Source organism: Borreliella bavariensis PBi (assembly GCF_000196215.1).
Taxonomy (GTDB): Bacteria; Spirochaetota; Spirochaetia; order Borreliales; family Borreliaceae; genus Borreliella; species Borreliella garinii.
This window is the reverse complement of the sequence record NC_006156.1, coordinates 484,884-507,119: the sequence shown is the minus strand read 5'-3', so window position 1 is coordinate 507,119 and position 22,236 is coordinate 484,884. Positions and strand designations below refer to the sequence as shown.

Below are 22,236 nucleotides of genomic sequence, written 5' to 3'. Positions count from 1 at the left end.
ATTAACCCCATAAAGTTTTTAAAGTTTTTTTTCCGCGCATCTCTGCCACTTTTTCAGCATTTAAAACTAAATCAAATGCCTTAAAGGTCGCCTTTACTACATTCATAGAATTATTAGAACCAAGAGATTTACTCAAAATATCATGCACTCCTAAAGCTTCCATTACAGCACGAACAGGCCCTCCTGCAATAACACCAGTACCATGAGTAGCCGGCTTGATTAAAACTTTAGCTTTTTTAAAGCAACCAATAACCTCATGTGGCAATGTTCCTTTTCGAATAGGAACAAATCTTAAATTTTTTCTAGCACTTGTTAAACTTTTTTTTATTGCATCACTAGCATCATTAGCTTTGCCAAAACCCCAGCCAACATATCCTTCTCCATCTCCAACAACCATGAAAGCAGCAAAAGAGAATCTTCTCCCACCCTTAACAACTTTAGTAACTCTGTTGAGTGATATTAATTTTTCTATCTGCTTTCTCTGTGCCTGAACATCTACCATAAATACACTCCCTTAAATATTAATACCAAACTCTCTCAAAGAAGTTGCAAAACTTGCAATAAGTCCATGATACTTATAACCATTTCTGTCAAAAATAAGATTATTTATATTTTTCTCCTTAAGCCTTTTAGCAAGAACTTCTCCAAGTTTTTTTATATCATCAATATTTTTGCTTAAATTAAGACTTTTTTCAATAGTAGAAATACTTACAACAGTATGCCCCCTGCTATCATCTATGACTTGTGCATAAAAATACCTATTAGATTTAAATATAGTAATTCGTGGCCTGCTCGCTACTCCACGCCCTATTTTGTCCTTTATTCTTTTTTTACGCCTAAGCTTTCTCTGTTCTGCTTCTTTTATTTTTTTCATAACTACTAACCCAAAATTTATTTTTTTACACCAGATTTTCCAACTTTTCTTCTAATAACTTCATTGTCATACTTAATACCTTTTCCTTTATATGGCTCTGGTTTTTTTAAACTTCTAATCTCGGCAGCAACCTGACCAACCTTAAACTTGTCTATTCCTTCAACAGAAATTTTAGTATTACCATCAAGCTTTACACTAACACCATCTGGAACAACATATTCAAACTGAGTTGAATAACCAAGGTTTAAAAAAAGGCTATTGCCTTGTTGCTCTACTCTATACCCTATACCATTTATAGTAAGAGACTTGGAAAATCCTTCAGTTACTCCTTTTACCATGTTAAAAATCAAACTTCTATAAAGACCATGGTAAGCCTTTGTTTTTTTATCATTAAAAGCTCGATTAACAATAACGCTACCATTCTCAACTTTAACATTAATGCTGTCTTTTATATCTTGAACCAATTTTCCCCTAGTACCTTCAACTATTACTAAATTGCCTTTAACATCAATCTTAACAGTATCTGGAATCTTTATCGGAAGTCTTCCAATACGTGACATATATTCCCCCTATTAAACTACCAAACTGAGCAAATCAACTCACCACCTATTTTTTTATTTTTAGCTTCCTTGCCAGTAATAACACCTTTGGAAGAAGATATGATTAATATTCCATATCCATTCTTTATTCTTGGCATATTTTTATACGAAGAATAAATTTTTCTACCGGGAGTAGAAATGGCATCTATTTTATTTATAACAGGATTTCTTTTGTTGTCATACTTTAATAAAACCTTAATAAAAGCAATTCCTTCTTTTTCTAAAAAATTAAAATCCTTGATATAACCTTCTTCTTTAAGAATGTTTAATATTGATTTATTCATATTAGACATCTTTAAATCTACAGATCCATGCTTAACTCTGCTTGCATTCCTCAATTTAGTTAGCATATCTCCTACTGAATAAGTAATCGCCATAAAATCCCCTTACCAACTTGATTTTGAAACGCCAGGAATTAATCCTTGAGACGCATACTTTCTAAAACATATTCGACACATACAAAAATCTCTCAAATATCCTCTTGGACGACCACATAACTTGCATCTATTATTTTGCCTTGTTTTATACTTAGGCTTTCTTAAAGCCCTAATAATCATTGATTTTTTAGCCATATACCTTATAAATCCCTTTAATTACTAAACGGCATTCCAAATTTTAAAAGCAAAGCTTTACTTTCTTTGTCATTTGAAGCTGTTGTTACAATTGTAACATTCAAACCAGATATTCTTTCTATTTTATCATAGTCTATCTCAGAAAATATTATTTGCTCCGTTATCCCAAAAGAATAATTTCCATTACCATCAAAAGCATTTCCATTGATTCCCCTAAAATCCTTAACCCTTGGCAATGCTAAATGAATAAGCTTGTATAAAAATTCATACATTGCATTGCCCCTAAGCGTAACTTTAGCGCCTATTTCTTGGCCTTGTCTAATTTTAAATCCTGCTATTGCTTTTTTTGCTTTTGTCTTTACAGCTTTCTGACCAGTGATCTGAGAAAGCTCTAAAACAGCAGAATCTAACAACTTCTTATTCCTAACAGCCTCACCAACACCTACAGAAACTACTATTTTCTCAAGCTTGGGAACTTGCATTATAGATTTATATTCAAATTCCTTAACAAGCTCCTTTATAACACTGTCTTTATAATATTTCTTCAATTCAGGAATATAATTCATAAACTCTATATCCTCTGTCCATTTTTTTTAAGATATCTTATTTTTTCATTATTTTCAAATCTAATGCCCAATCTTGAAGAAGTTCCTTTGATAAATATTATTACATTTGAAATATCTATAGCGGCCTCCTTATCTATTATTTTACCTTTTTCTTGGGGTGTCCTAGCTTTAATAACTTTTTTAACCATATTGCAAGATTCAACAATAACTTTATTTTTTTTTCTATTTATACTAGCAATCTTACCTATTCTTCCCTTATCTTTTCCAGAAAGAATTTTTACGCTATCACCTATCTTCAACTTTGTTTTCACAAAACCCCCTTTTGCTATATTACTTCTGAGGCCAATGATACTACCTTCATAAAATTAGCATCCCTAAGTTCTCTTGCAACAGGCCCAAACACCCTTTTACCCCTAGGGCTCAAATTGGCATCAAGTATCACACAAGCATTATCATCAAATCTAACATAAGTTCCGTTCTTACGTCTTACTTCCTTAGAAGTCCTAATAATTACAGCTTTACAAACATCTCCTTTTTTAACAGAAGAATTAGGAATTGCTTGTTTTACTACAATAGTTATTATGTCCCCGATTTTGGCATAACGCCTTTTACTACCACCAAGCACTTTAATACATTGAGCTAGCTTGCCACCAGTATTATCAGCAATTGTTAAATAAGTTTGCATCTGAATCATAATCAACCTCCTTTAGAAAAATCAAAGCTATTTTAATTTTTCTAAAACCTCAACAAGAGCCCATCTCTTATCTTTACTAATAGGCCGAACTTCAATAATTTTTACCTTATCGCCAACCTTTGAAACTTCTTTTTCGTCATGTGCTTTAACCTTCTTGCTAACCTTTAAATACTTATGATAGATTGGATGCATCTTCCTTTGAACAATTTCTACTACTATAGTCTTAGACATCTTATCACTAACAACCTTACCAATTAATTCTTTTTTATTTTCTCTTGCCATATTTAAACCTTTCTAATACCTAATTCATATTCACAAATTATTGTATTAAGCCTTGCAATATCACGTCTAATCTCTCTTTTCTTTAAAGGATTTTCAACATGACCAACAATAGATTTAAATCTTAAATCTAAATATTCTTTCTTTAATTCTAGCCTTTTGGCCTTCATGTCTTCAAGAGTAAAATTCTTAAAACTTTTTAACATAATTACCTCAAATCTCGTCTTACAACAAACATGGTTTTTACTGGAAGTTTAGAACTCGCAAGTGACATAGCCTCTTGAGCAAGCTCCTCTATAACTCCAGCCATTTCAAACATAACAGTGCCAAGCTTAACAGGAGCATTCCAATGATCAACACCCCCTTTACCTTTGCCCATTCTAGTTTCAGCTGGTTTTTTAGTATAAGGAATATCAGGAAATATTCTTATCCAAACTCTCCCACCTCTTTTTATTTTACGAGTCATTGCAATACGAGCAGCTTCAATTTGGCGAGCAGTAATAAAACTTGTTTCCAAAGAAACAAGTCCATATTCACCAAAAGAAATTTTATTGCCCTTCTGAGCCTCTCCAGACAATCTTCCCCTCTGCTTTTTTCTATATTTAACCTTTTTTGGACTTAACATCTAATTATCCTCCAATATTCTGCTCATTAGAATCGATTCTTTCTTTAGAAAAAGACGAACCAAGCTTATTTAAAAGACCTGTTTCGTCTTTAGATAATCCATCTTTTTTATTTAAAGCAGCCCTACTTTGCCTTTCATTAGCCTTTTCTCTATTATTTAAAATTTTATCAAAATTTTTAACGGACTCGCCTCTTTCTCTAAAAGGCTTTTTATTTATTACCTGCCCAGCATCAGAATTGGTTTGCCTACCTAAAACTTCACCTTTAAATAACCAAACCTTAACTCCAATAATGCCGTAAGTAGTTTGGGCTTCAGAAAACCCATAATCTATATTAGCTCTAAGGGTGTGTAAAGGAACCCGACCTTCCTTAACTTCAAAGCTTCTTGCAATCTCAGCCCCACCAAGTCTACCAGCAATTTTAATTTTTAGCCCTTGAGCACCTTTTAACATAGAAGTAGAAAGAGATGATTTTAAAACTTTCCTATAAGACACTCTATTTTCTACTTGCTTTGCAATCCCATTAGCAATAATTTGAGCATCAAGCTCTGGTCTTTTAACCTCTTTGATTTTAATACTAATCTTTTTAGAAATTTTTTTAGTTAACAATTGCCCAATTTTTTCAAGATTAGAACCTTTAAGTCCTATCACAGAACCAGGCCTTGGAGTAACAATTACTACTGTTACTTTTTGAGGATTATTTCTAATTATTTCTATATCAGAAATATCAAATTTAATCCCTTTAAGAAACTTCATAATCTCCAGTCTTATTAAAAAGTCTTCATGAAGAATTGTAGAATACAATTTTTTATCAAAATACCATTTTGATTTCCAATCCTTATTAATTTTTACCCTTAAGCTATATGGATGTACTTTTTGGCCCATGCTTTATCCTTTAATATCTTTTTTTTCATCAACTTCAACAAAAATATGACAATTTCTATTAACAAGCCTATCAGCTCTACCTCTAGCCCTAGGCCAAATCTTTTTACGACGACGCCCATCATCAACCATAACTATTTTAACAAATATCATGTCCTCGGAAAGATTTTTATTGTGATACATCGCATTTGATGCTGCTGATTTAACAACTTTTTCTAAAAGCTTAGCTCCTTTATTAGGCATAGAACAAAGCACTGCAATAGCTTTAATATAAGACTTCCCCCGTATATTGTCAGCTATTGGCCTAACTTTTTTTGGAGAAGAGGGTAAATTTTTGCCCCTTGCTGTATATCTTCTATTTACCAACATAACTACTCTATTTCCTTCCCTTTTTATCTGACTTAGCATGCCCTCTAAAAATCCTTGTAGGTGAAAACTCACCAAGCTTATGTCCCACAAGATCCTCAGTAATATAAATAGGTATAAAAGTCTTGCCATTGTAAACAGATATAGTAAGACTTACCATTTCAGGAATTATTGTTGAAGATCTGGAATAGGTTTTAATAACAACCCTCTTCTCACTTCCAAAAGATGATAAAACTTTTTGATAAAGACTCTTTTCTATAAAAGGTCCTTTTTTAATAGATCTTGCCACTATACTCTCCTATTTATTTCTTCTTTTAATAATAAATTTATCTGAATATCTCTTCTTCTTGCGAGTCTTATAGCCTTTAGTAGGCTGTCCCCAAGGAGACACAGGATGGCGACCTCCAGAAGTTTTCCCTTCACCACCACCATGCGGATGGTCAACAGGATTCATAGCAACACCTCTAACCTTAGGTCTTCTACCAAGCCACCTACTTTTACCAGCCTTCCCTATAGAAACATTAGCATAATCTTCATTCCCAATTTCACCGATTGTTGCAATACATTTTTTGAAAATTAACCTCATCTCACCAGATGACAATTTTACAGTGACATAATTCCCATCAGAAGCAAGTATCATGGCATACCCCCCAGCACTTCTTACAAGCTGTCCACCCTTTCCCACATTAAGCTCGATATTGTGAATAGTTCTTCCAATAGGAATGTTTTCAAGGGGTAAAGCATTGCCAATTTTAATTGGGGCATTCGGACCACTTTCCAAAACATCTCCAACCTTAATTCCTTTAGGAGAAATAATATACCTTTTTTCTCCATCTTTATAAACAAGCAAAGCTATATTAGCACTTCTATTGGGATCATATTCAATAGAAGCAACTCGAGCAGGAATGCTAAATTTATCTCTTCGATTAAAATCAATCAACCTATATTTTCTCTTATGCCCACCACCTCTTCTTCTAATGCTAATCCTACCAGAAGAATCTCTGCCCGATTTCAATTTTTTACCTTTTGTTAAAGATTTCAAAGGATCATTACCTTTGCTCAAATCATCAAAAGATAAAGTCGTCTTATAGCGCAAAGAAGAAGTTTTTGGCTTATAAGTCTTAATACCCATATTTATTTTTCTCCAAAACCACTAAAAAATATCTATTTTATCTTCCTTTTTGAGATAAACATATGCCTTCTTCCATGAAGAAGTTTTCCCCTTACCTATAGGATATCCTCTTCGAGACACCACAACCTTGGCTTTACTTTTAATATTAAGTAAATTACACGATACTGGAGTAACATTGAAAAGTTCTTTTATTGCTGCACCAACCTCTTTTTTATTTGCTCTCTTATTAACCTTAAAAACATAAACATTAATACTTTCTCTTTGAGTATTGGTTTTTTCAGTAAGCATAGGTGAAACTATTATATCATAAGCTTTCATACTTATCCTCAACATCTTTTTTATTTAACATAAAACTCATTAAGCTTGTTAACAGCAGATTCCAGGGCTATTAAATTCTTAGCATAAAACAAATCAACAACTCTAAGTTTATTAAAAGACAAAATCTTTAAATCTCTTATATTTTTACCAGCCCTTTTAATCATCTGATCATCATTGCCCAAAAGAATGACTACCTTACCATTGAAACTCGCAAAATTCTTGATTATTAAAGCAAGATCTTTTGTTTTACCTGATTCAATATTAAAATTCTCAACAACCTTAAAATTATTTTCATCAGCAGCACGTAAACTTAATACAGACTTAAATGCAAGCCTTTTTACCTTTTTAGGCAATCTATAGCTATAATCTCTGGGTTTTGGACCTAATGCTATACCTCCGCCAATCCAAATTGGATTTCGCTTTGTACCCACTCTAGCCCTGCCAGTTCCTTTTTGCTTCCAAGGCTTTTTAGAACTACCCCTAACCTCTGATCTGGTTTTAGTTGAAGATGTTCCAACCCTAAGATTAGACAACTCATTTTTTATAGCATTATAAATAGACCCATGACTAATTTCTATATTAAAAACTCTATCATCCAAATTTATAGTACCGATCTCTTTCCCATCTTTAGAAAAAACTTTTCTTTCCATACTAAATACCTACTTTTTAGATTTCTTAACAACAACAAAAGAACCCTTAGCACCAGGCACAGCTCCTTTTACCAGAATAGCCCTATTTTCTTCATCAATTAAAACAACTTCAAGATTTTGAATAGTTTGTTTATTTCCACCCATTCTACCAGCCATTTTGGTCCCTTTAAATGTTCTTGCGGGAGTAGTAGCTTGTCCTGTTCCACCAAGATGTCTATGGAATTTTGATCCATGAGAAGATGGACCACCACTAAAATTATGCCTTTTCATAGCTCCTTGAAAACCTTTGCCTTTAGTAGTACCTGTAACATCTACATACTTAACTGACTTAAAAACATCAACCTTAATCTCATCCCCAGCATCATATCCGTCAAGCCCCTTAAGCTCTATTACATATTTTTTAGGCTCAATATCTTTTAAACTCTTATATTGACCTTTTATAGGCTTTGAAACTTTAGAACCCTTAAGATCAACAGAACCTGCTATAAGAGCGCTATAACCATCTCTATCGACTGTTTTCTTCCCTATAATATAATTGGGCTGAAACTCTATAACAGTAACAGGAATCACAATGCCATTTTTCTGAAATATCTGAGTCATGCCAACTTTTTTTCCAATCAATCCCAACATTAAAACACCTCAAATTCATATACTTAACTTAAAATATCATTTACTGTTTAATATCTACCTCAACGCCTGCTGGAAGCTCTAATTTCATTAAAGAATCCATTAAAGCAGAAGTGGGTTCTAAGATATCAATAAGCCTTTTATGAGTTCGCATCTCAAATTGCTCTCTTGACTTTTTATTGACATGAGGAGAACGTAAAACAGTATATTTTTTTATTTTTGTCGGCAAAGGGATTGGACCCTTAATCTGAGCCTTAGCCTTCTGAACAGCTTTAACAATAGATTCGGCACTCTGATCTAATATCTTAACATCAAAACTAAATAATCTTACGCGTATCTTATCTTTAGCAATCAATTTATTCTCCTAAACTTTAGAGAGTATTAAATATATCCCTAAAGTCTTAAACTATTCCAATATCTCAAGAATTCTTCCTGAGGCAACAGTTCTCCCGCCTTCTCGAACAGCAAATTCTACATTTTTATCCATAGCTATTGAAGAGATCAGCTCAACAACAATATCAACATTATCGCCAGGCATAACCATTTCTTTGCCCTCTAAAGCAACAACGCCAGTAACATCAGTTGTTCTAAAAAAGAATTGTGGCCTATACCCTGGGAAAAATGGCTTATGTCTACCACCTTCTTCTTTAGTCAAACAATAAATTGAAGCTTTAAACTTCTTATGAGGAGTAATTGTGCCCGGAGCTGACAAAACCTGTCCTCTCTCAATATCTTTTTTATCAACTCCTCTCAAAAGAAGACCAACATTATCCCCTGCTTGACCTTGCTCAAGAATTTTTTGAAACATTTCAACACCAGTAACAGTGGTTTTTCTGGTTTCTTTAATGCCGACTATTTCAACTTCTTGACCAACCTTAATAACACCTCTTTCAATACGCCCAGTAGCAACAGTACCTCTTCCTGAAATAGAAAACACATCTTCAACAGCAAGCAAAAATGGCTTATCAATATCTCTTTCTGGAAGATCAAAATAATTATCCATAGATTCAAGAAGCTCTTTAACACATTTTGTAGATTCAGGATCTTCTGGATTAGACATAGCGCCAAAAGCCGAACCCTTGATTATTGGGGTATTAGCTGAAAAGCCATATTTTTCAACAAGCTCTAAAACTTCAACTTCAACAAGTTCAACAAGTTCAGGATCTGCTAAATCTAATTTATTTAAAAAAACTATTATTTTCTTTATTCCCATTCTTTGAGCAAGAAGTAAATGCTCTTTTGTTTGGGGCTCAGCACCACTATCAGCAGCAACTAAAAGTATAGCTGCATCCATTTGCGCTGCTCCTGTAATCATATTTTTTATATAATCAGCATGGCCTGGACAATCAACATGAGCATAGTGCCTATTGGCTGTTTCGTACTCAATATGCCTAGCATTAATTGTTATTCCTCTTGCTTTCTCTTCTGGTGCATTGTCAATATCTTCATACTTTAATGCTTTTGCATCTTTATTTAATTTTGAACAATAAATACTAATAGCCGCTGTTAATGTTGTTTTACCATGATCAACATGACCTATTGTTCCAACATTCATGTGCGGCTTTGTTCTTTGAAAAACTTCTTTTGCCATGATTAACCTCCTAAATTTCACATTCTAAATAGCTACTTACATTTAATCTCTTTAAAAAATTTTTAATAATTTTATTATTATCAAAATAAAAAATAGCTACAAATAATCAAAAAATAAAAAACTATTTTTTAGAAATTGACCCGCACTGCGTGTTTTTCTAAAAAATTTTAATAGCTTTAAAATTCTACACATTTTATAAAATATAGTCAACATACTTTAACTTTTAAACTTAATTAATCTCACATATAACATAGTATTAAAATTAACATAAACTTTATATTAATTAAAGAAAAGCACAAAATATTTAAAAATAAAGCTTTAAAAACAACTGCCTAAAATAAAAAATACTCGAATAATAAAATTCAAAACAATAGTCAATAATCTTCAAAATCTAGTCACCATTTAAAATTGATCAAACATCTTTGTTTTATCAAAAAGGTTAACACTGATCCAATAAAAAAAATATAATAAAAATGATGAAAATTCAAAAATTTAAACTTAAATTGCTCCTAATGCTTACAATTACTAGTATTTCAATTGTTTTTATATCTTGTTTGAAAACAAGTACAATAAAATAAAAAGAGCATGCACAAGAAATTACCTATCTTATTAGCACTATAAAAACTACTAAAAAAGTAGAAATGGTAAACTACAAATCCGACAGCAAAAACAATCTAATAATTGCGCTTAAAAACAAAAGTGGAGAAAATATCAATGCAAATTCATTAGCAATTTTTAAAGAAGGCAGCAAAACGGGTGAATTAATTAGATAAAAACTTAATGGATTTGAAACAAAAACTTTTTATTTGAAAATTAAAATCAACACTAAAAGAAAAAACATATTATATATTTTTGAAAAACAATAACAAAGAGAAACAATTTAAAACCAAAATTATTAAAATTAATTCTACTTAAAATAAATCTTATTGCAAATTAAGCTATTACACTTTAAAATAGATTAACAAAAAATCTAAAAACAATTTTAAAGGTCAAAAACATTAAATTATTAAAAATAAACCATTTCCTTTGGTAAAACAAAAATATAAATAAATCTTAATTACTATTTCTATTTTTTAATTAAAATGGGTTTAGCCCAATAGCGAGTACAAGTAAAACCAACTAAAATGATAATTGCCAAATAATTGGAAATTATAAAAGCATAACCTAAAGAATTTTCAATTATGCCAAAATATTGAAAAATAAAAACTACCGGAAGACGAATAAGCCACAACCTAATAAAAATAATAATCATTGCAACTTTTGTCCTACCAGATCCAATAAGTCCTCCAAAGAACACTTGCTGCAATCCATATCCAAAAGTACCAATAGTTGTTAACAATAAATAATTATTAGCATAATTTAAAACTTCCAAATCATTTGTAAATAATCTCAGTATAAAATGTTTATTAATAATAACAATTGAATTTATTATTAATAAAATTGCTAAAGAAATAAAAAATCCCTTTTTCAAAACTTCTCCCACCCTATTAATTTTCTTAGCACCAAGATTTTGACCAACAATGGAAATAATTCCAGTACCAATCCCCATGGCAGGAAGGAATAAAAAAGAAATAATTGTGTTTGTAAGTCCATACGCCGCCAAAAATTTCGGACTAATCTCAATACCGATATAATTAAAAATAAAAAAAGACAACGAAACCATTATTTGCCCAAAAGTTGAAGGTAATCCTAAATTAACAATTTCTTTAATATATCTTATATCTAACGCTAAGTCCTTAGGATAAATTTTTAATCCACGATTTAGCCCATAGGTCAAAAATAAATAAAAAGCAACGGTTAACAATTTTGAAAATAAAGTAGCCCAAGCGGCTCCAGTAATGCCCATATTAAAACTAAATATTAAAATTGGATCAAGAATAAAATTAACAATATTAGCAAATAAAACTATTATCATTGAAATGATAGTTTCTCCTTGAGCATTTAAAATATATGTAATTGAAATGCTTAAAAACATAATAGGTATTCCAAAAATTGTCACATAAAAATAAGCTCTTGAAAGTTCTTTAAGCTCGCCTTTTACACCTAGCAAATCCAAAAGATGCTCAATAAAAAAAAAAGAGCAAATAGCAACAAATAAAGATAAAACAAAGTTTAAAACAATAAGTTGCCCCGCATACCTTGAAAAACGAGAAAAATTTCCCTCTCCTATACATTTTGAAGTCAAAGAAATGCTTCCTGTAGCCATACCCATAGCAATAGCCATAATAAAAAAATTTACAGGACCAGCAAGTGAAAGCGCTGACAAAGGCATGGCTCCAAGCTTACCAACATAAAACATATCAGTAAGATCATAAAAAGCTTGAATAATATTGGTTATAACAATGGGAAAACTTATTAAAAAAAGAACCTTATATAGATTGCCTTTTAATATTAATTCCCTAGCCTTGCTCTTATTTTTAGACATAAAATTTTATCCTTATCTAAAAGATTTTTTATAAAAAATATAAACTCAAATTTATTCATCAATAATAAAAAAGTATTTAATTTTTAATTTTAAAAATTAAAAATTAATATGCAATGTCAAAGCAATTAACACATTATGTATTATAATAGTCAAGATACAAATAAAATCTATTAACATGCTACAACAAAAAAATCATAACCAAAAACATAAAAATTAAAACCAGATATAATAAAAATTTAATAATACTGATATTAATCATAAATAAACAGCAATTAATAAAATTAAAACCATTTTTAAGAATTAAAACAAAGCAATAAATACTTATTTAAAATAATAATTAATATTATAAAGGCAAAAATTCAAAATCAGAAATACCGCTGCAAATTTTTCTCAATCTTTCAATATTATTTTTTATATTAAAATCTTTAAACTATAAAATAGAACAAAATTTAATAATATTAGATAGAAAATCCCAACAATAAAAATTATTTAATATATTCTCATTCACAATTCAATCAGCTAATACCTTATCCTCTCTTAAAAACATTTTCAATAAACCACATATAATAAAAATATAATAAAGTCTATTAACAAGCTATTGACTTTTAACTTTCTTAATTTTTGCCCCCAAATTAATTAATTTATTAGCTACATCTTCGTATCCCCTTTCAATTTGATAAACATTTTGAATCTCGCTGCGACCTTCAGCAACAAAAGCAGCAATAAGAAGAGACATTCCTGCCCGCACATCTGGAGAAGATAAAACATTGCCTTTAAGAGGAGATTTGCCAGTAACTACTACACGGTGTGGATCACAGAGTACAATTTGAGCCCCCATTTTTATTAATTTGTCTACAAAAAACATCCTGGATTCAAACATTTTTTCAAAAACAAGAACTGTGCCTTCTACTTGAGTTGCAGTGACTATAATAATACTCATAAGGTCTGTCGGAAAGGCGGGCCATGGACCATCATCAATTTTTGGAATGTGTCCGCCAAAATCTAGCTTAACCTTTAACTCTTGTTTATCTCTTACGTATACATTTTCCTTGTCATATTCAAAATTAATACCAAGCCTTGAATATATATGTCTAATTAATCTGAAATGTTGGGGATCTGCTTTTTTAATTTCCAATTCACCCCCTGTTAATGCAGCAAGACTAATCAAAGAACCAACTTGCATGAAGTCGGCACCTATTCTAAATGTGGTTCCTCTTAATTTTTTTACACCCTTTATTTCTAAAACATTTGAACCAATCCCTAAAATATTAGCACCCATTGAATTCAACATATTACATAAATCTTGAACATGTGGCTCACAAGCAGCGTTCATAATAACAGTATTCCCTTCGGCAAGAACTGAAGCCATAATGATATTTTCTGTAGCTGTAACAGAAGCTTCATCTAAAAACATTTCAGCTCCAACAAGCTTTTTGGCCTTTAAAACAATTCTTCCATCTTTGTTGATTAACTTAGCTCCTAGTTTAGAAAGGCCATAAAAATGAGTATCAAGCCGCCTTTTTCCAATCACATCTCCTCCTGGAAGCGCCATATCTATTTCCCCAAATCTAGAGACAAAAGGTCCTAATAAAAGTATGGAAGCCCTAATTAAATCCGTAAAAGAGGAATCTATTTCTGTTTTCACAATATTTGAAACTTTTATTTTTAAAGCATTTCCCTCTCTTACAATATCTGCTCCTATATCACTTAAAATATCTAAAACAACTTTTACATCATTAATATTAGGAATATTTTCTAAAATAACATCTTCATTGGTAAGTAAAGCCGCTAAAATACAAGGTAAAGCAGAATTCTTATTGCCGCTAGCTGTAATTTGACCACCTATCTTAAAACCACCTTCTACAATATAACTATACATAACTCACCCTCCTATACATACTATATATAAGAAAATTAATAAAATTAAATCACATTAATAAGATCAATTAATAAGATCAATTAATAAGATCAATTAAATTTAAAAAATCCCTTAAAAGACATAAATATCAAATAATATCCATATCATCCATATCTTTTAAACTTGATTTATAATCTATATATTCTCTGACAGTTTCTACAGAAAAAGAATGTCCATTCTCATCGATATCAATTAAAACACCGTTAAAACCAATACCTTCCCAAGATTCATTAAATCTTTGATTTAAAAATCCTTTCAAAAATTTATCCACCTCTAAATCAGGAACATATCCAATAACGCTATCCAAACTCCCAACTCTGCCTAAATCAGTTATAACAGCAGTATTATCTAAAATTCTCAAATCAGCTGTTAAAATCCTTTTGCCAGTTCCAAGACAAGCACTAACTCTTGATTTTAGATAAAAAAATAAAGCATTAACTTCGGCCGTAGTATTTGAATCAAAAAGAACAATAATATTGTTTGTTTGCATTTCAATTCTTTTATAAAAAAAGTCAAAACTATAAAAAGGATGATTAAATTTATACTTAGTTATTCCTGTTTGGCCTACAATTCTCACCACAGCCAATTTTTTACCATTAATATTATAAATAAAATAAGAATATCCTTTTAATTTTGCAGGACAATTTAAAGGTTTTAAAATAAAATTATACTTGTCAAGATCATTAGACAAATCTGCCCTTGCAAAAGCATTTTCACCTAAGGTTAAAACATCAACTCCATACTTTTTCAATAAAAAGGCATGCTTCTTGCCAAGACCCCTTAAACCCGTAGTAAAATTATTGCCAGATATTACAAAATCAATCCCTCTCCTAACTCTAAAGGATGATAAAAAAGATTTTATAGCAATAATTCCAGCTTTACCGACAACCTCGCCGGCAATCAAAACCCTTAAAGACATAAAGCCTCTCTTTATTTATCTGGTTCAAATAACTCAATAAACAAACTTCTTACAATAAAAATTGACACAAAATATCCCACCAAAATAGCAAAAACAATCATCATGAAAATCAATATAAATTGCAAATAAGGCTTTACGATAATACTAAATTTAATAGCTAAAAGAAACTCTAAAAAGAAAACTAAAAACATTATAGATAAGTTTATTAATGCGCATAAAATAAAGCCTAAAATCTTCATGTATTAAGCACTTTTCTTTTTATAAAAAAATCATAAACCAAAAATAAAATCATTCCTATAACAACATAGCTATCTGCAAAATTAAAAGTAGGCCATCTGTCAAGTCCAAAAATTCCATAAAATTTAAAATCTAAAAAATCTACAACTCCAGAAGGTCTAAATAATCTATCAATAATATTCCCCACCCCTCCTGAAAAAATTAATAAAAGTGAAATTCTGGTAATACAATTTTTCTCTTTCAAAGCAAGAGAAAAAACAAATATTAAGATGAAAATAGGCATTGCAATAAAAAAAATTTTTTTCAAACTATAATGGATGTCAGAACCCATGGAAAATAAAATGCCCGTGTTTCTTACATGTATTATCCTAAAAAAATTATCAAAAAAGGAAAAATATATTGAACCCAATTTGACATACTTCACAACCAAATACTTAGAAAGTTGATCAAAAAAAATTAAACTAATAACAAATACAAAAATATTAAAATATTGTTTACTTTTAGCGCCCATATAAAAATCCTTATAAATTAGTATCTTTAAAAATAAATTTAACCTCTAAATCTTCTTGAATTTTGAAATCTTCCATTAATTTGATTAAACCAAAAGTTTCAGTAAAATAATGACCCGCAAAAATCAAGCTCACACCGCATTCTTCTGCTAAAGAATATATTTGATGAGAAGTGTCCCCGGTTATAAACAAGTCTATACCATGACATAAAGCCTCTTCAAAAAAAGAGTATCCAGAGCCACTAATAATCGCAACCCTATTCACCGATTCTTTAAACTTTTTATAAAAAAGAATATGTTTATTTTCTTTTTTGATTTTTTCTAAAATTTCAGAAAAGCTAAAAGTAGAATCGGCAATAATTCCTAGATTAAAACCCCCATAATTTGCAAAAGCAAAAGGATTTTTTAATCCTAAAACATCTGAGAACACTTTGCTGTGTGAATAAACAGGATGAGCATCCATAGGTAAGTGTACCGAATAAAGAGCTATATTATTTTTAATCAAAAATTTGATTTTATCATACATACTAGAAACAATGCGCTCTTTTTTTGACCAAAAAATACCATGATGAGTAATTAAAAAATCATTTCCTTTTGCTTCTTTTAAAGTTGAATAGCTAGCATCAACTGCAAAGGCAACCTTGTTAGCCTCGGCATTGAGATTTCCTACTTGAAGACCGTTTAAATTTTTATCAACATGCTCATACTTCTCTATATCAAAAATTGAATTAAGCTTAAAAGACAAATCTCTTACTTTCAAATTAAATTCTCCAAATTAAAGCATAACTTTGTCCTTCTCTTAATCTTCTATAAGAATAAAGATTTTTCAAACAATGCGTACAAAGTTTTGAATTATAAATATTTAAATTAAAACTAGAAAGTAAATTTAAATTAAAACTAGCATTATCAAAGTATATTTTACCATCTCTTATGTCAAAAACAGTATTTAATAAGCCTTTGCTAAATTTATTACCTACTTCTTTCAAGAAAATTTCAGAAACTTCATAACAACAAGATCTGTTATAAGGTCCAAAAACAATTTTTAAATCTTTAAAAGTTGATCCCATTTTCTCAAACATAAACAACATTTTCAAAATAATCAAACTAAAGCTTCCTTTATATCCACTGTGAATAAGTCCTACGATTTTTTTCGCTGAATCATAAAAGTATATTGGAAGACAATCTGCAAAGTAAGCAACAAGAGCTACATCTAAAGAACTAGATATAAGCCCATCTCCTTCTTGGAAATTTATAAAATCATCTTCAGCCCTATAAATAATATCTGTATGCAATTGCTTTAAATATTTTATTTTCTTAGACTTAGGAACAAAATTTAAATTATCATTATTAAGTTCTCTTAAATTTAGATGAAAAGGCTTTTTAGTATAAATCATTCTAACATCATCAGCTACCCTAAATTCATAATAAAATTCATGATCTATTGTTTTCATAATCTAAATTCTTCTCCTAAATAAAGCTTTTTAGCTTTTTCACTATTTATTATATAACCAACATCACCTTCATCAAGTACTTGTCCCTGATAAACAATATAAGCTCTATCGATTATATCAAAAGCATCTCTTACATTATGATCGGTGATAAGAACTCCAATGTTTCTTTCTTTTAAAATTTTTATTATATTCTTTATATCCCCGATCGCAATAGGATCAATACCGGCAAAAGGTTCATCTAAGAGCAAAAAATAGGGGTTTACAGCTAAAGCTCTTGCTATCTCTGCCCTCCTTCTCTCTCCACCAGAAAGAGTATAAGCTTTTTGGCTTTGTATTCTTTTTATCTCAAATTCTTTAAGTAAATTCACAAGTTCTATCTTGCGTTCAGCCTTAGACAGATCTTCTCTTCTTTCTAAAGCAACCATAATATTCTCTTCAACTGTAAGTTCCCTAAAAATTGAAGCATCTTGAGGAAGATATACAATTCCTATCCGAGCACGCTCATACATATTAAGAGATGAAATATTATAATTATTTATTAAAACCTTACCTGCATTAGGCCTAATAAAGCCTACAATCGTATAAAATGTTGTTGTTTTGCCAGCTCCATTTGGACCAAGAAGCCCCACAACTTCACCTTTATGAATGTTGATCGTAATACCATTAACAGCAAACTTTTCACCATACTTTTTAATAATATTGTCTGCTCTTAAGACAACATTATTAACAGAATTAAGGTTAAGACTTTCCTTAATCTCTTTTATTTTATTTTTTTTCTTCAGAAACATCATTTTCAACTTGAGTAAACTCTCCCTCAACACTCCCCTCAAGTTTATACCTATTAGTTTTTGTATTAAAAATGATTCTTGAAGCAGAATAATAATTGTCCTTCTGATAAATTACTGGAACTCCTTCAAGAATCATTTCTTTGTCTTCTTTATTATAAGTCCCATTTTCAGCTCTTGCAAAAGTATCATCCTTATATATTTTAACAGAATATTGCATAATATAAACATTGGATTTATTACTGCCTTCAACTCTTTCCGCTTTAATAAGCATATTGTTTTCTAAGTCTTCAAGCTCGACCCCTTTTTGAAGATAAAAATTATCTAATTTTCTATTAAAAAACAAAAACTGGGCCTTAACATGCATCTTATTCTTATAATCTTCATAAAAAATATTGCCTCGAGCTTCAAGATAAGAGCCATTTTCTCCATAAATTTCAATTTCATCTGCTCTAAGTTTAAAATCTGGCGAAATAACCTCTGAATTTCCTTTTAAAACAATTTTTTTATAAAAAGAAGACACTATTCCTTGTGCAAAATCTGACTTAAAGGTAAAATTAGTATTTTTTTTTTCATTCTCTTTAAAGCCTTTAGATTGGGGCTTAGATTCTATTTGTGTTGCTTGAATATTGTTAACAAAAATAATAAAAATCCATATTAAAATTAAATCCTTCAATTCATGATTCCTTCAACCCCAGAATCAAAATAAAAAACATTGCTCTTTAAAAAATAAGAAAATCCTTTTCCTTTTATTTTGCTACCATTAAATCTAATTAATACTAGCTCATTTGGAGGAGATTGCAACTTCTTGTCTTTATTCTTCCACAAAATCCTATTTGAATTAAGTAAATAATAATTATTTTTATCTTCTATTTTAAATTCTACAGAATCTCTCATATCCAAATCCTTTGTAATATAAGAACCTTCCAAATTATTAAACTTTCCTGAAATTTCATTATCTAGCGAATGATATAAAAACCTTCCATTCTCTGCTTTATAAACTTTATAGTCATTAAAATAGCTAAAGCTTAAAGACTCTAAAGCGGTTTGCTCTCTATTGTATACAACATTATAATACTTGATTCCTAATATTTGTATTGAGGGAAACTTTTTGGCCGCATCAGACCTATTAGAATATTCATCATAATCAAAAGTACAAGCAAAAAATAAAAATAACGAATAAAGCCTTAGTATTCTCATAACTATTTTCAACAAGAATAGAAATTTTCTATTTCAATTGACAATCCACTAAACATAACAACATAACATTAAAAACTTTATCAAACAAAATTTATTTACATAATTAATTATAATGTAAAACATAAAAACAAAATAAAAACACCATTCTTAGGAATAGCCTTCTGTATAAAAATTCTCCTAAAAATACCAAAAAATTAAAATAAAATACAAAAATTGCTCTTATTTTAGATTGGTATTAAAATGACAATTTAAAACTTATTCCTTTAAAGAAATAGATTATAAAAATCAACAATAATAATGTTCGCATTCATCATCTCTTTTGTAGTTTAAAATTTCATTATCTTTAAACCAAATTGGTATTTCACGAATCGCATCTACCTCATTTGCAGATGCATGAATTACATTATAAATTGAAAAACCTTTTTCATTTGAATATCTAAAGCTATGATAAGAAAAATCTCCCCTTATTGTTCCAGGAATGGCTAATTTTGGCTCAGTAGCGCCACAAAGCTTTCTGACAACCTCAATACTTTCAACTCCTTCAACAACAAATGCAAAAACGGGAGAATTTGAAATAAATTTAATTAAAGACTTCCAAACCGCCTCGCTATGCCTAAGAACAATATCATCATATAAATAATGTTTTTTTGCTAGACTCTCGTCAATAATAAGCATTTTAGCAGCCACTATTTTTAAACCTACTCGTTCAAACCTAGCAACTACATCGCCAATTAAACCTCTCCTAACCCCATCTGGCTTAATAATACATAAAGTTTTTTGCAATAACATTGACATAAAATCCCCCTAAAATTTAGGACATTTATTTAAAAATAATTAAATAAATTAAAATACTTACTTAATACTAACAGTATACCTGATTAATTAAATTTATACGGAATGCTAAAAGTTATAAAGCACATAACATTATATTAAAAAATTAAAATATAACTTTTACAAAATTAATAACTACATTCCAAAGGGAAGCACTCCCATAGTTTTTAATTTTATCTCTTCTTTAACCTTAGAGACAGCATCATTTAAAGCAGATTTAACCATTTGTTCAAAAGCACCATTGTCTAAATCATCAAAAAATTCCTTATTAATTGAAACTTTTTTAACATTAAATTCGCCATCCATCTCAATAACAACAATATTGCTGCCAGCTTTACCACAAACCGTAATTTTAGACATTTCCTTTTTAATATTGTCAATATTGTTCTTAACGCTAGACATATTTTTTAAAAAATCTAATGGATTTACTGCCATATTTCTATCCCTCCAGAACTTCACTTGCTCCAAAAATATTTTTTACAGTTTCTAATTTTTCAAAATCCTTTTCAAGGCTTTTAAAATTTTTCTGAAAAACAATGCTTAAATTGGGAAATTCTTTATAAAACTCAGACCTTATTTCACCTTTATAATTTTGAAGCTCATTATACTCAAATTCACTAAACACCTTATAATAGAGAACATTGTCATCAATAACAACTTCTCCTGAATGAACTAAAGTTTGAATATACCTTGAAACAACATAAATAAATTTATCTCTTATATTAATAAAATCATTTGCTTCACTTGAATTATCATCCTCAATAAAAATCTCATCAATCTCCTCAATGCTATTGGCCTCTAAAAGATTTTCATCAATTTTTGTTGACAAATTTTTATCAAAACTAGTCTCCTCTTTTTCTAAAGGTCTGATTTCAGGAAATTCATCTTCTAAACCAGGTTTTGCTGAAATAAAAGCTAAATCATCTTTATTCTTCTTATTTGCTAAAACATCAAAATTGCTTGAATCTAAAGCCATATTTTCTAACAAATTGTCTTCAAGATTTTGAATTTGTTTTATTAAAACATGATTTGGAATATAGTTTTTAAGTCTTAAAATTTTAACAAAATTAATCTCAAGCTCATATCTTGGATTAACCGAAAATTGCAAATCTCTGTAAGTTTCAAGCAAAACAACAATAATCCTCTCAAGATAGTTCAAATCAAACTCAGCTAATTTTTTTCTTAAATCTTCAGATTTAATTCCAATAAACTCAAAATTTTTAATGCCTATCTTTAAAAATAATGCCTCTCTAAAAAATTCGATTGAATCTAGTAGGAATTGCTCATAAGACACCCCGGACAAAAAAATAGAATCAAGAACACAAATTAACTCTTTTACATCCTCGCTAAGAATACTAGCTGACAACTTCTCTAAAAATTCATCATTGGTTAAGCCCATCTTAGATCTTATTTGATCTAATTTAATGTCAGAACTAGTAAAAGAAACTACCTGATCAAAAAGAGTGTAAGCATCTCTTACACTACCACTACTTTTATATGCAATCCATTTTAAAGCCTCATCTTCATATTTAATATGATCTTCAAAGCAAACTTTCTTAAGCATATTATAAATTTTTTCTAAAGACAAAAGTTTAAAACTAAAATGCTGACATCTGCTTTTTATTGTCTCTGGAAGTTTATGTGACTCTGTAGTAGCAAAAATAAAAACAATATAATTGGGGGGCTCTTCAATTGTCTTTAAAAGAGCATTAAAAGCAGAATTGGAAAGCATATGCACTTCATCAATAATATATATTCGATATTTAGAAATTGCAGGAGGAAACATTATTTCTTCTTTAATTTGCCTAATATCCTGAACCGAAGTATTTGAAGCACCATCAATTTCAATAACATCAAGACTGCTATCATTCTCAATAGATTTACAATTATTACACTCTCCACAAGGCATAACTGTCGGACCATTCTTGCAATTTAAGCATCTAGCAAAAGCTCTGGCTGATGAAGTCTTCCCAACACCTCTTGGTCCCGAAAAAATATAAGCATTCGCTATTTTATTTTTCTCTATAGAATGCTTTAGAGTTTCAACAACAAAATCTTGCCCTTCAAGAGAGTTGAAATCTCTGGGGCGTTTCTTAAGAGCAGTACCTCTTGAAGGCGCCATTAACGTTTTACCTCCCAATGCTTTAATAAGTAAAATGCTATAAATATATACTATACAATATATTTAT

33 protein-coding genes and 1 pseudogene are annotated in these 22,236 nt (G+C 30.0%); 1 reads left to right on the top strand and 33 read right to left on the bottom strand.

The features are described from left to right. Position 1: 1 nt before the first annotated feature. The 20 genes from rpsE to tuf are packed head-to-tail and all read right to left on the bottom strand — an operon-like array spanning position 2 to position 9,773. On the bottom strand, positions 2–502 hold the full coding sequence (rpsE, locus tag BG_RS02465) for a 30S ribosomal protein S5 (protein WP_011193812.1): 501 nt from the start codon (positions 500–502) through the stop codon (positions 2–4). 12 nt (positions 503–514) lie between these two features. Beyond that, positions 515–874 (bottom strand): 50S ribosomal protein L18, encoded by a 360-nt coding sequence (gene rplR, locus BG_RS02460; RefSeq protein ID WP_004790849.1) that lies wholly within the window; start codon positions 872–874, stop codon positions 515–517. Between the two features lie 17 nt (positions 875–891). Beyond that, positions 892–1,434 (bottom strand): 50S ribosomal protein L6, encoded by a 543-nt coding sequence (gene rplF / locus BG_RS02455; RefSeq protein WP_011193811.1) that lies wholly within the window; start codon positions 1,432–1,434, stop codon positions 892–894. 17 nt (positions 1,435–1,451) lie between these two features. Continuing rightward, the gene (rpsH, locus tag BG_RS02450) at positions 1,452–1,850 is read right to left on the bottom strand and encodes a 30S ribosomal protein S8 (RefSeq protein ID WP_011193810.1); all 399 of its coding nucleotides are present in this window, start codon (positions 1,848–1,850) and stop codon (positions 1,452–1,454) included. A gap of 9 nt (positions 1,851–1,859) precedes the next feature. Then, on the bottom strand, positions 1,860–2,045 hold the full coding sequence (locus tag BG_RS04735; protein ID WP_004791438.1) for a type Z 30S ribosomal protein S14: 186 nt from the start codon (positions 2,043–2,045) through the stop codon (positions 1,860–1,862). A 17-nt stretch (positions 2,046–2,062) separates the two neighbouring features. Continuing rightward, positions 2,063–2,611, bottom strand: coding sequence for a 50S ribosomal protein L5 (gene rplE / locus BG_RS02445; protein WP_011193809.1), 549 nt, complete (start codon positions 2,609–2,611; stop codon positions 2,063–2,065). 5 nt (positions 2,612–2,616) lie between these two features. Next, positions 2,617–2,922, bottom strand: coding sequence for a 50S ribosomal protein L24 (gene rplX / locus BG_RS02440; RefSeq protein ID WP_011193808.1), 306 nt, complete (start codon positions 2,920–2,922; stop codon positions 2,617–2,619). Positions 2,923–2,936: 14 nt separating this feature from the next. Further along, entirely contained in the window at positions 2,937–3,305 is a 369-nt protein-coding gene (rplN, locus tag BG_RS02435; RefSeq protein ID WP_011193807.1) for a 50S ribosomal protein L14, read from the bottom strand. A gap of 27 nt (positions 3,306–3,332) precedes the next feature. Continuing rightward, the gene (gene rpsQ, locus BG_RS02430; RefSeq protein WP_011193806.1) at positions 3,333–3,587 is read right to left on the bottom strand and encodes a 30S ribosomal protein S17; all 255 of its coding nucleotides are present in this window, start codon (positions 3,585–3,587) and stop codon (positions 3,333–3,335) included. A 2-nt stretch (positions 3,588–3,589) separates the two neighbouring features. After that, a complete protein-coding gene (gene rpmC / locus BG_RS02425) occupies positions 3,590–3,790 on the bottom strand; it encodes a 50S ribosomal protein L29 (protein WP_011193805.1) in 201 nt (66 codons plus the stop codon). 2 nt (positions 3,791–3,792) lie between these two features. Further along, positions 3,793–4,209: a 50S ribosomal protein L16 gene (rplP, locus tag BG_RS02420; RefSeq protein ID WP_011193804.1), complete on the bottom strand. Its 417-nt coding sequence runs from the start codon at positions 4,207–4,209 to the stop codon at positions 3,793–3,795. A 4-nt stretch (positions 4,210–4,213) separates the two neighbouring features. Then, positions 4,214–5,092: a 30S ribosomal protein S3 gene (gene rpsC, locus BG_RS02415; RefSeq protein WP_011193803.1), complete on the bottom strand. Its 879-nt coding sequence runs from the start codon at positions 5,090–5,092 to the stop codon at positions 4,214–4,216. 3 nt (positions 5,093–5,095) lie between these two features. Continuing rightward, positions 5,096–5,458 (bottom strand): 50S ribosomal protein L22, encoded by a 363-nt coding sequence (gene rplV / locus BG_RS02410; protein ID WP_004790845.1) that lies wholly within the window; start codon positions 5,456–5,458, stop codon positions 5,096–5,098. 7 nt (positions 5,459–5,465) lie between these two features. Continuing rightward, on the bottom strand, positions 5,466–5,744 hold the full coding sequence (gene rpsS, locus BG_RS02405) for a 30S ribosomal protein S19 (RefSeq protein WP_002557073.1): 279 nt from the start codon (positions 5,742–5,744) through the stop codon (positions 5,466–5,468). A 9-nt stretch (positions 5,745–5,753) separates the two neighbouring features. After that, positions 5,754–6,587: a 50S ribosomal protein L2 gene (gene rplB, locus BG_RS02400; protein ID WP_011193801.1), complete on the bottom strand. Its 834-nt coding sequence runs from the start codon at positions 6,585–6,587 to the stop codon at positions 5,754–5,756. Positions 6,588–6,608: 21 nt separating this feature from the next. Then, entirely contained in the window at positions 6,609–6,905 is a 297-nt protein-coding gene (gene rplW / locus BG_RS02395; RefSeq protein ID WP_011193800.1) for a 50S ribosomal protein L23, read from the bottom strand. A gap of 20 nt (positions 6,906–6,925) precedes the next feature. Next, complete coding sequence (gene rplD, locus BG_RS02390) at positions 6,926–7,555, bottom strand: 50S ribosomal protein L4 (RefSeq protein WP_011193798.1); 630 nt, start codon at positions 7,553–7,555, stop codon at positions 6,926–6,928. A gap of 9 nt (positions 7,556–7,564) precedes the next feature. Next, positions 7,565–8,185, bottom strand: coding sequence for a 50S ribosomal protein L3 (rplC, locus tag BG_RS02385; protein WP_011193797.1), 621 nt, complete (start codon positions 8,183–8,185; stop codon positions 7,565–7,567). Between the two features lie 40 nt (positions 8,186–8,225). Further along, entirely contained in the window at positions 8,226–8,537 is a 312-nt protein-coding gene (gene rpsJ / locus BG_RS02380; RefSeq protein WP_002557068.1) for a 30S ribosomal protein S10, read from the bottom strand. Between the two features lie 51 nt (positions 8,538–8,588). Further along, complete coding sequence (tuf, locus tag BG_RS02375) at positions 8,589–9,773, bottom strand: elongation factor Tu (RefSeq protein ID WP_011193796.1); 1,185 nt, start codon at positions 9,771–9,773, stop codon at positions 8,589–8,591. Between the two features lie 476 nt (positions 9,774–10,249). On the opposite strand from tuf, the pseudogene BG_RS02370 reads away from it, so the two are divergent. Further along, positions 10,250–10,639, top strand: a pseudogene (locus tag BG_RS02370) (hypothetical protein). A gap of 200 nt (positions 10,640–10,839) precedes the next feature. Here the strand turns inward: BG_RS02370 and BG_RS02365 are convergent. The 13 genes from BG_RS02365 to dnaX all read right to left on the bottom strand — a co-directional run bounded on the left by BG_RS02365 (position 10,840) and on the right by dnaX (position 22,169). Then, entirely contained in the window at positions 10,840–12,198 is a 1,359-nt protein-coding gene (locus tag BG_RS02365) for an MATE family efflux transporter (protein WP_011193794.1), read from the bottom strand. Positions 12,199–12,793: 595 nt separating this feature from the next. After that, positions 12,794–14,077 carry a UDP-N-acetylglucosamine 1-carboxyvinyltransferase gene (gene murA / locus BG_RS02360; protein ID WP_011193793.1) on the bottom strand — a complete coding sequence of 428 codons (1,284 nt, stop codon included), beginning with the start codon at positions 14,075–14,077 and terminating at the stop codon, positions 12,794–12,796. A gap of 127 nt (positions 14,078–14,204) precedes the next feature. After that, entirely contained in the window at positions 14,205–15,035 is an 831-nt protein-coding gene (locus tag BG_RS02355; protein WP_011193792.1) for a TIGR00282 family metallophosphoesterase, read from the bottom strand. Positions 15,036–15,046: 11 nt separating this feature from the next. Further along, complete coding sequence (locus tag BG_RS02350) at positions 15,047–15,226, bottom strand: hypothetical protein (protein WP_044007958.1); 180 nt, start codon at positions 15,224–15,226, stop codon at positions 15,047–15,049. A gap of 44 nt (positions 15,227–15,270) precedes the next feature. Next, positions 15,271–15,783: a signal peptidase II gene (gene lspA, locus BG_RS02345; protein WP_011193791.1), complete on the bottom strand. Its 513-nt coding sequence runs from the start codon at positions 15,781–15,783 to the stop codon at positions 15,271–15,273. Between the two features lie 10 nt (positions 15,784–15,793). Beyond that, positions 15,794–16,540 carry a Nif3-like dinuclear metal center hexameric protein gene (locus tag BG_RS02340; RefSeq protein ID WP_011193790.1) on the bottom strand — a complete coding sequence of 249 codons (747 nt, stop codon included), beginning with the start codon at positions 16,538–16,540 and terminating at the stop codon, positions 15,794–15,796. Between the two features lies 1 nt (position 16,541). Beyond that, on the bottom strand, positions 16,542–17,231 hold the full coding sequence (pgeF, locus tag BG_RS02335; RefSeq protein ID WP_011193789.1) for a peptidoglycan editing factor PgeF: 690 nt from the start codon (positions 17,229–17,231) through the stop codon (positions 16,542–16,544). Then, positions 17,228–18,019 (bottom strand): LPS export ABC transporter ATP-binding protein, encoded by a 792-nt coding sequence (lptB, locus tag BG_RS02330; RefSeq protein WP_044007891.1) that lies wholly within the window; start codon positions 18,017–18,019, stop codon positions 17,228–17,230. The genes pgeF and lptB overlap by 4 nt, the downstream gene beginning before the upstream one ends. Continuing rightward, on the bottom strand, positions 17,997–18,692 hold the full coding sequence (locus tag BG_RS02325; RefSeq protein ID WP_011193787.1) for an LptA/OstA family protein: 696 nt from the start codon (positions 18,690–18,692) through the stop codon (positions 17,997–17,999). The genes lptB and BG_RS02325 overlap by 23 nt, the downstream gene beginning before the upstream one ends. Continuing rightward, positions 18,689–19,216, bottom strand: coding sequence for a hypothetical protein (locus BG_RS02320; protein ID WP_044007957.1), 528 nt, complete (start codon positions 19,214–19,216; stop codon positions 18,689–18,691). Before BG_RS02320 ends, BG_RS02325 begins: the two co-directional genes overlap by 4 nt. A 285-nt stretch (positions 19,217–19,501) precedes the next feature. Further along, a complete protein-coding gene (locus tag BG_RS02315; protein ID WP_011193785.1) occupies positions 19,502–20,011 on the bottom strand; it encodes a nucleoside-diphosphate kinase in 510 nt (169 codons plus the stop codon). Between the two features lie 171 nt (positions 20,012–20,182). After that, positions 20,183–20,482, bottom strand: a complete 300-nt coding sequence (gene efbC / locus BG_RS02310) for a nucleoid-associated protein EbfC (protein ID WP_011193784.1) — start codon at positions 20,480–20,482, stop codon at positions 20,183–20,185. A 4-nt stretch (positions 20,483–20,486) separates the two neighbouring features. After that, entirely contained in the window at positions 20,487–22,169 is a 1,683-nt protein-coding gene (gene dnaX / locus BG_RS02305; RefSeq protein ID WP_011193783.1) for a DNA polymerase III subunit gamma/tau, read from the bottom strand. Positions 22,170–22,236 lie beyond the last annotated feature (67 nt).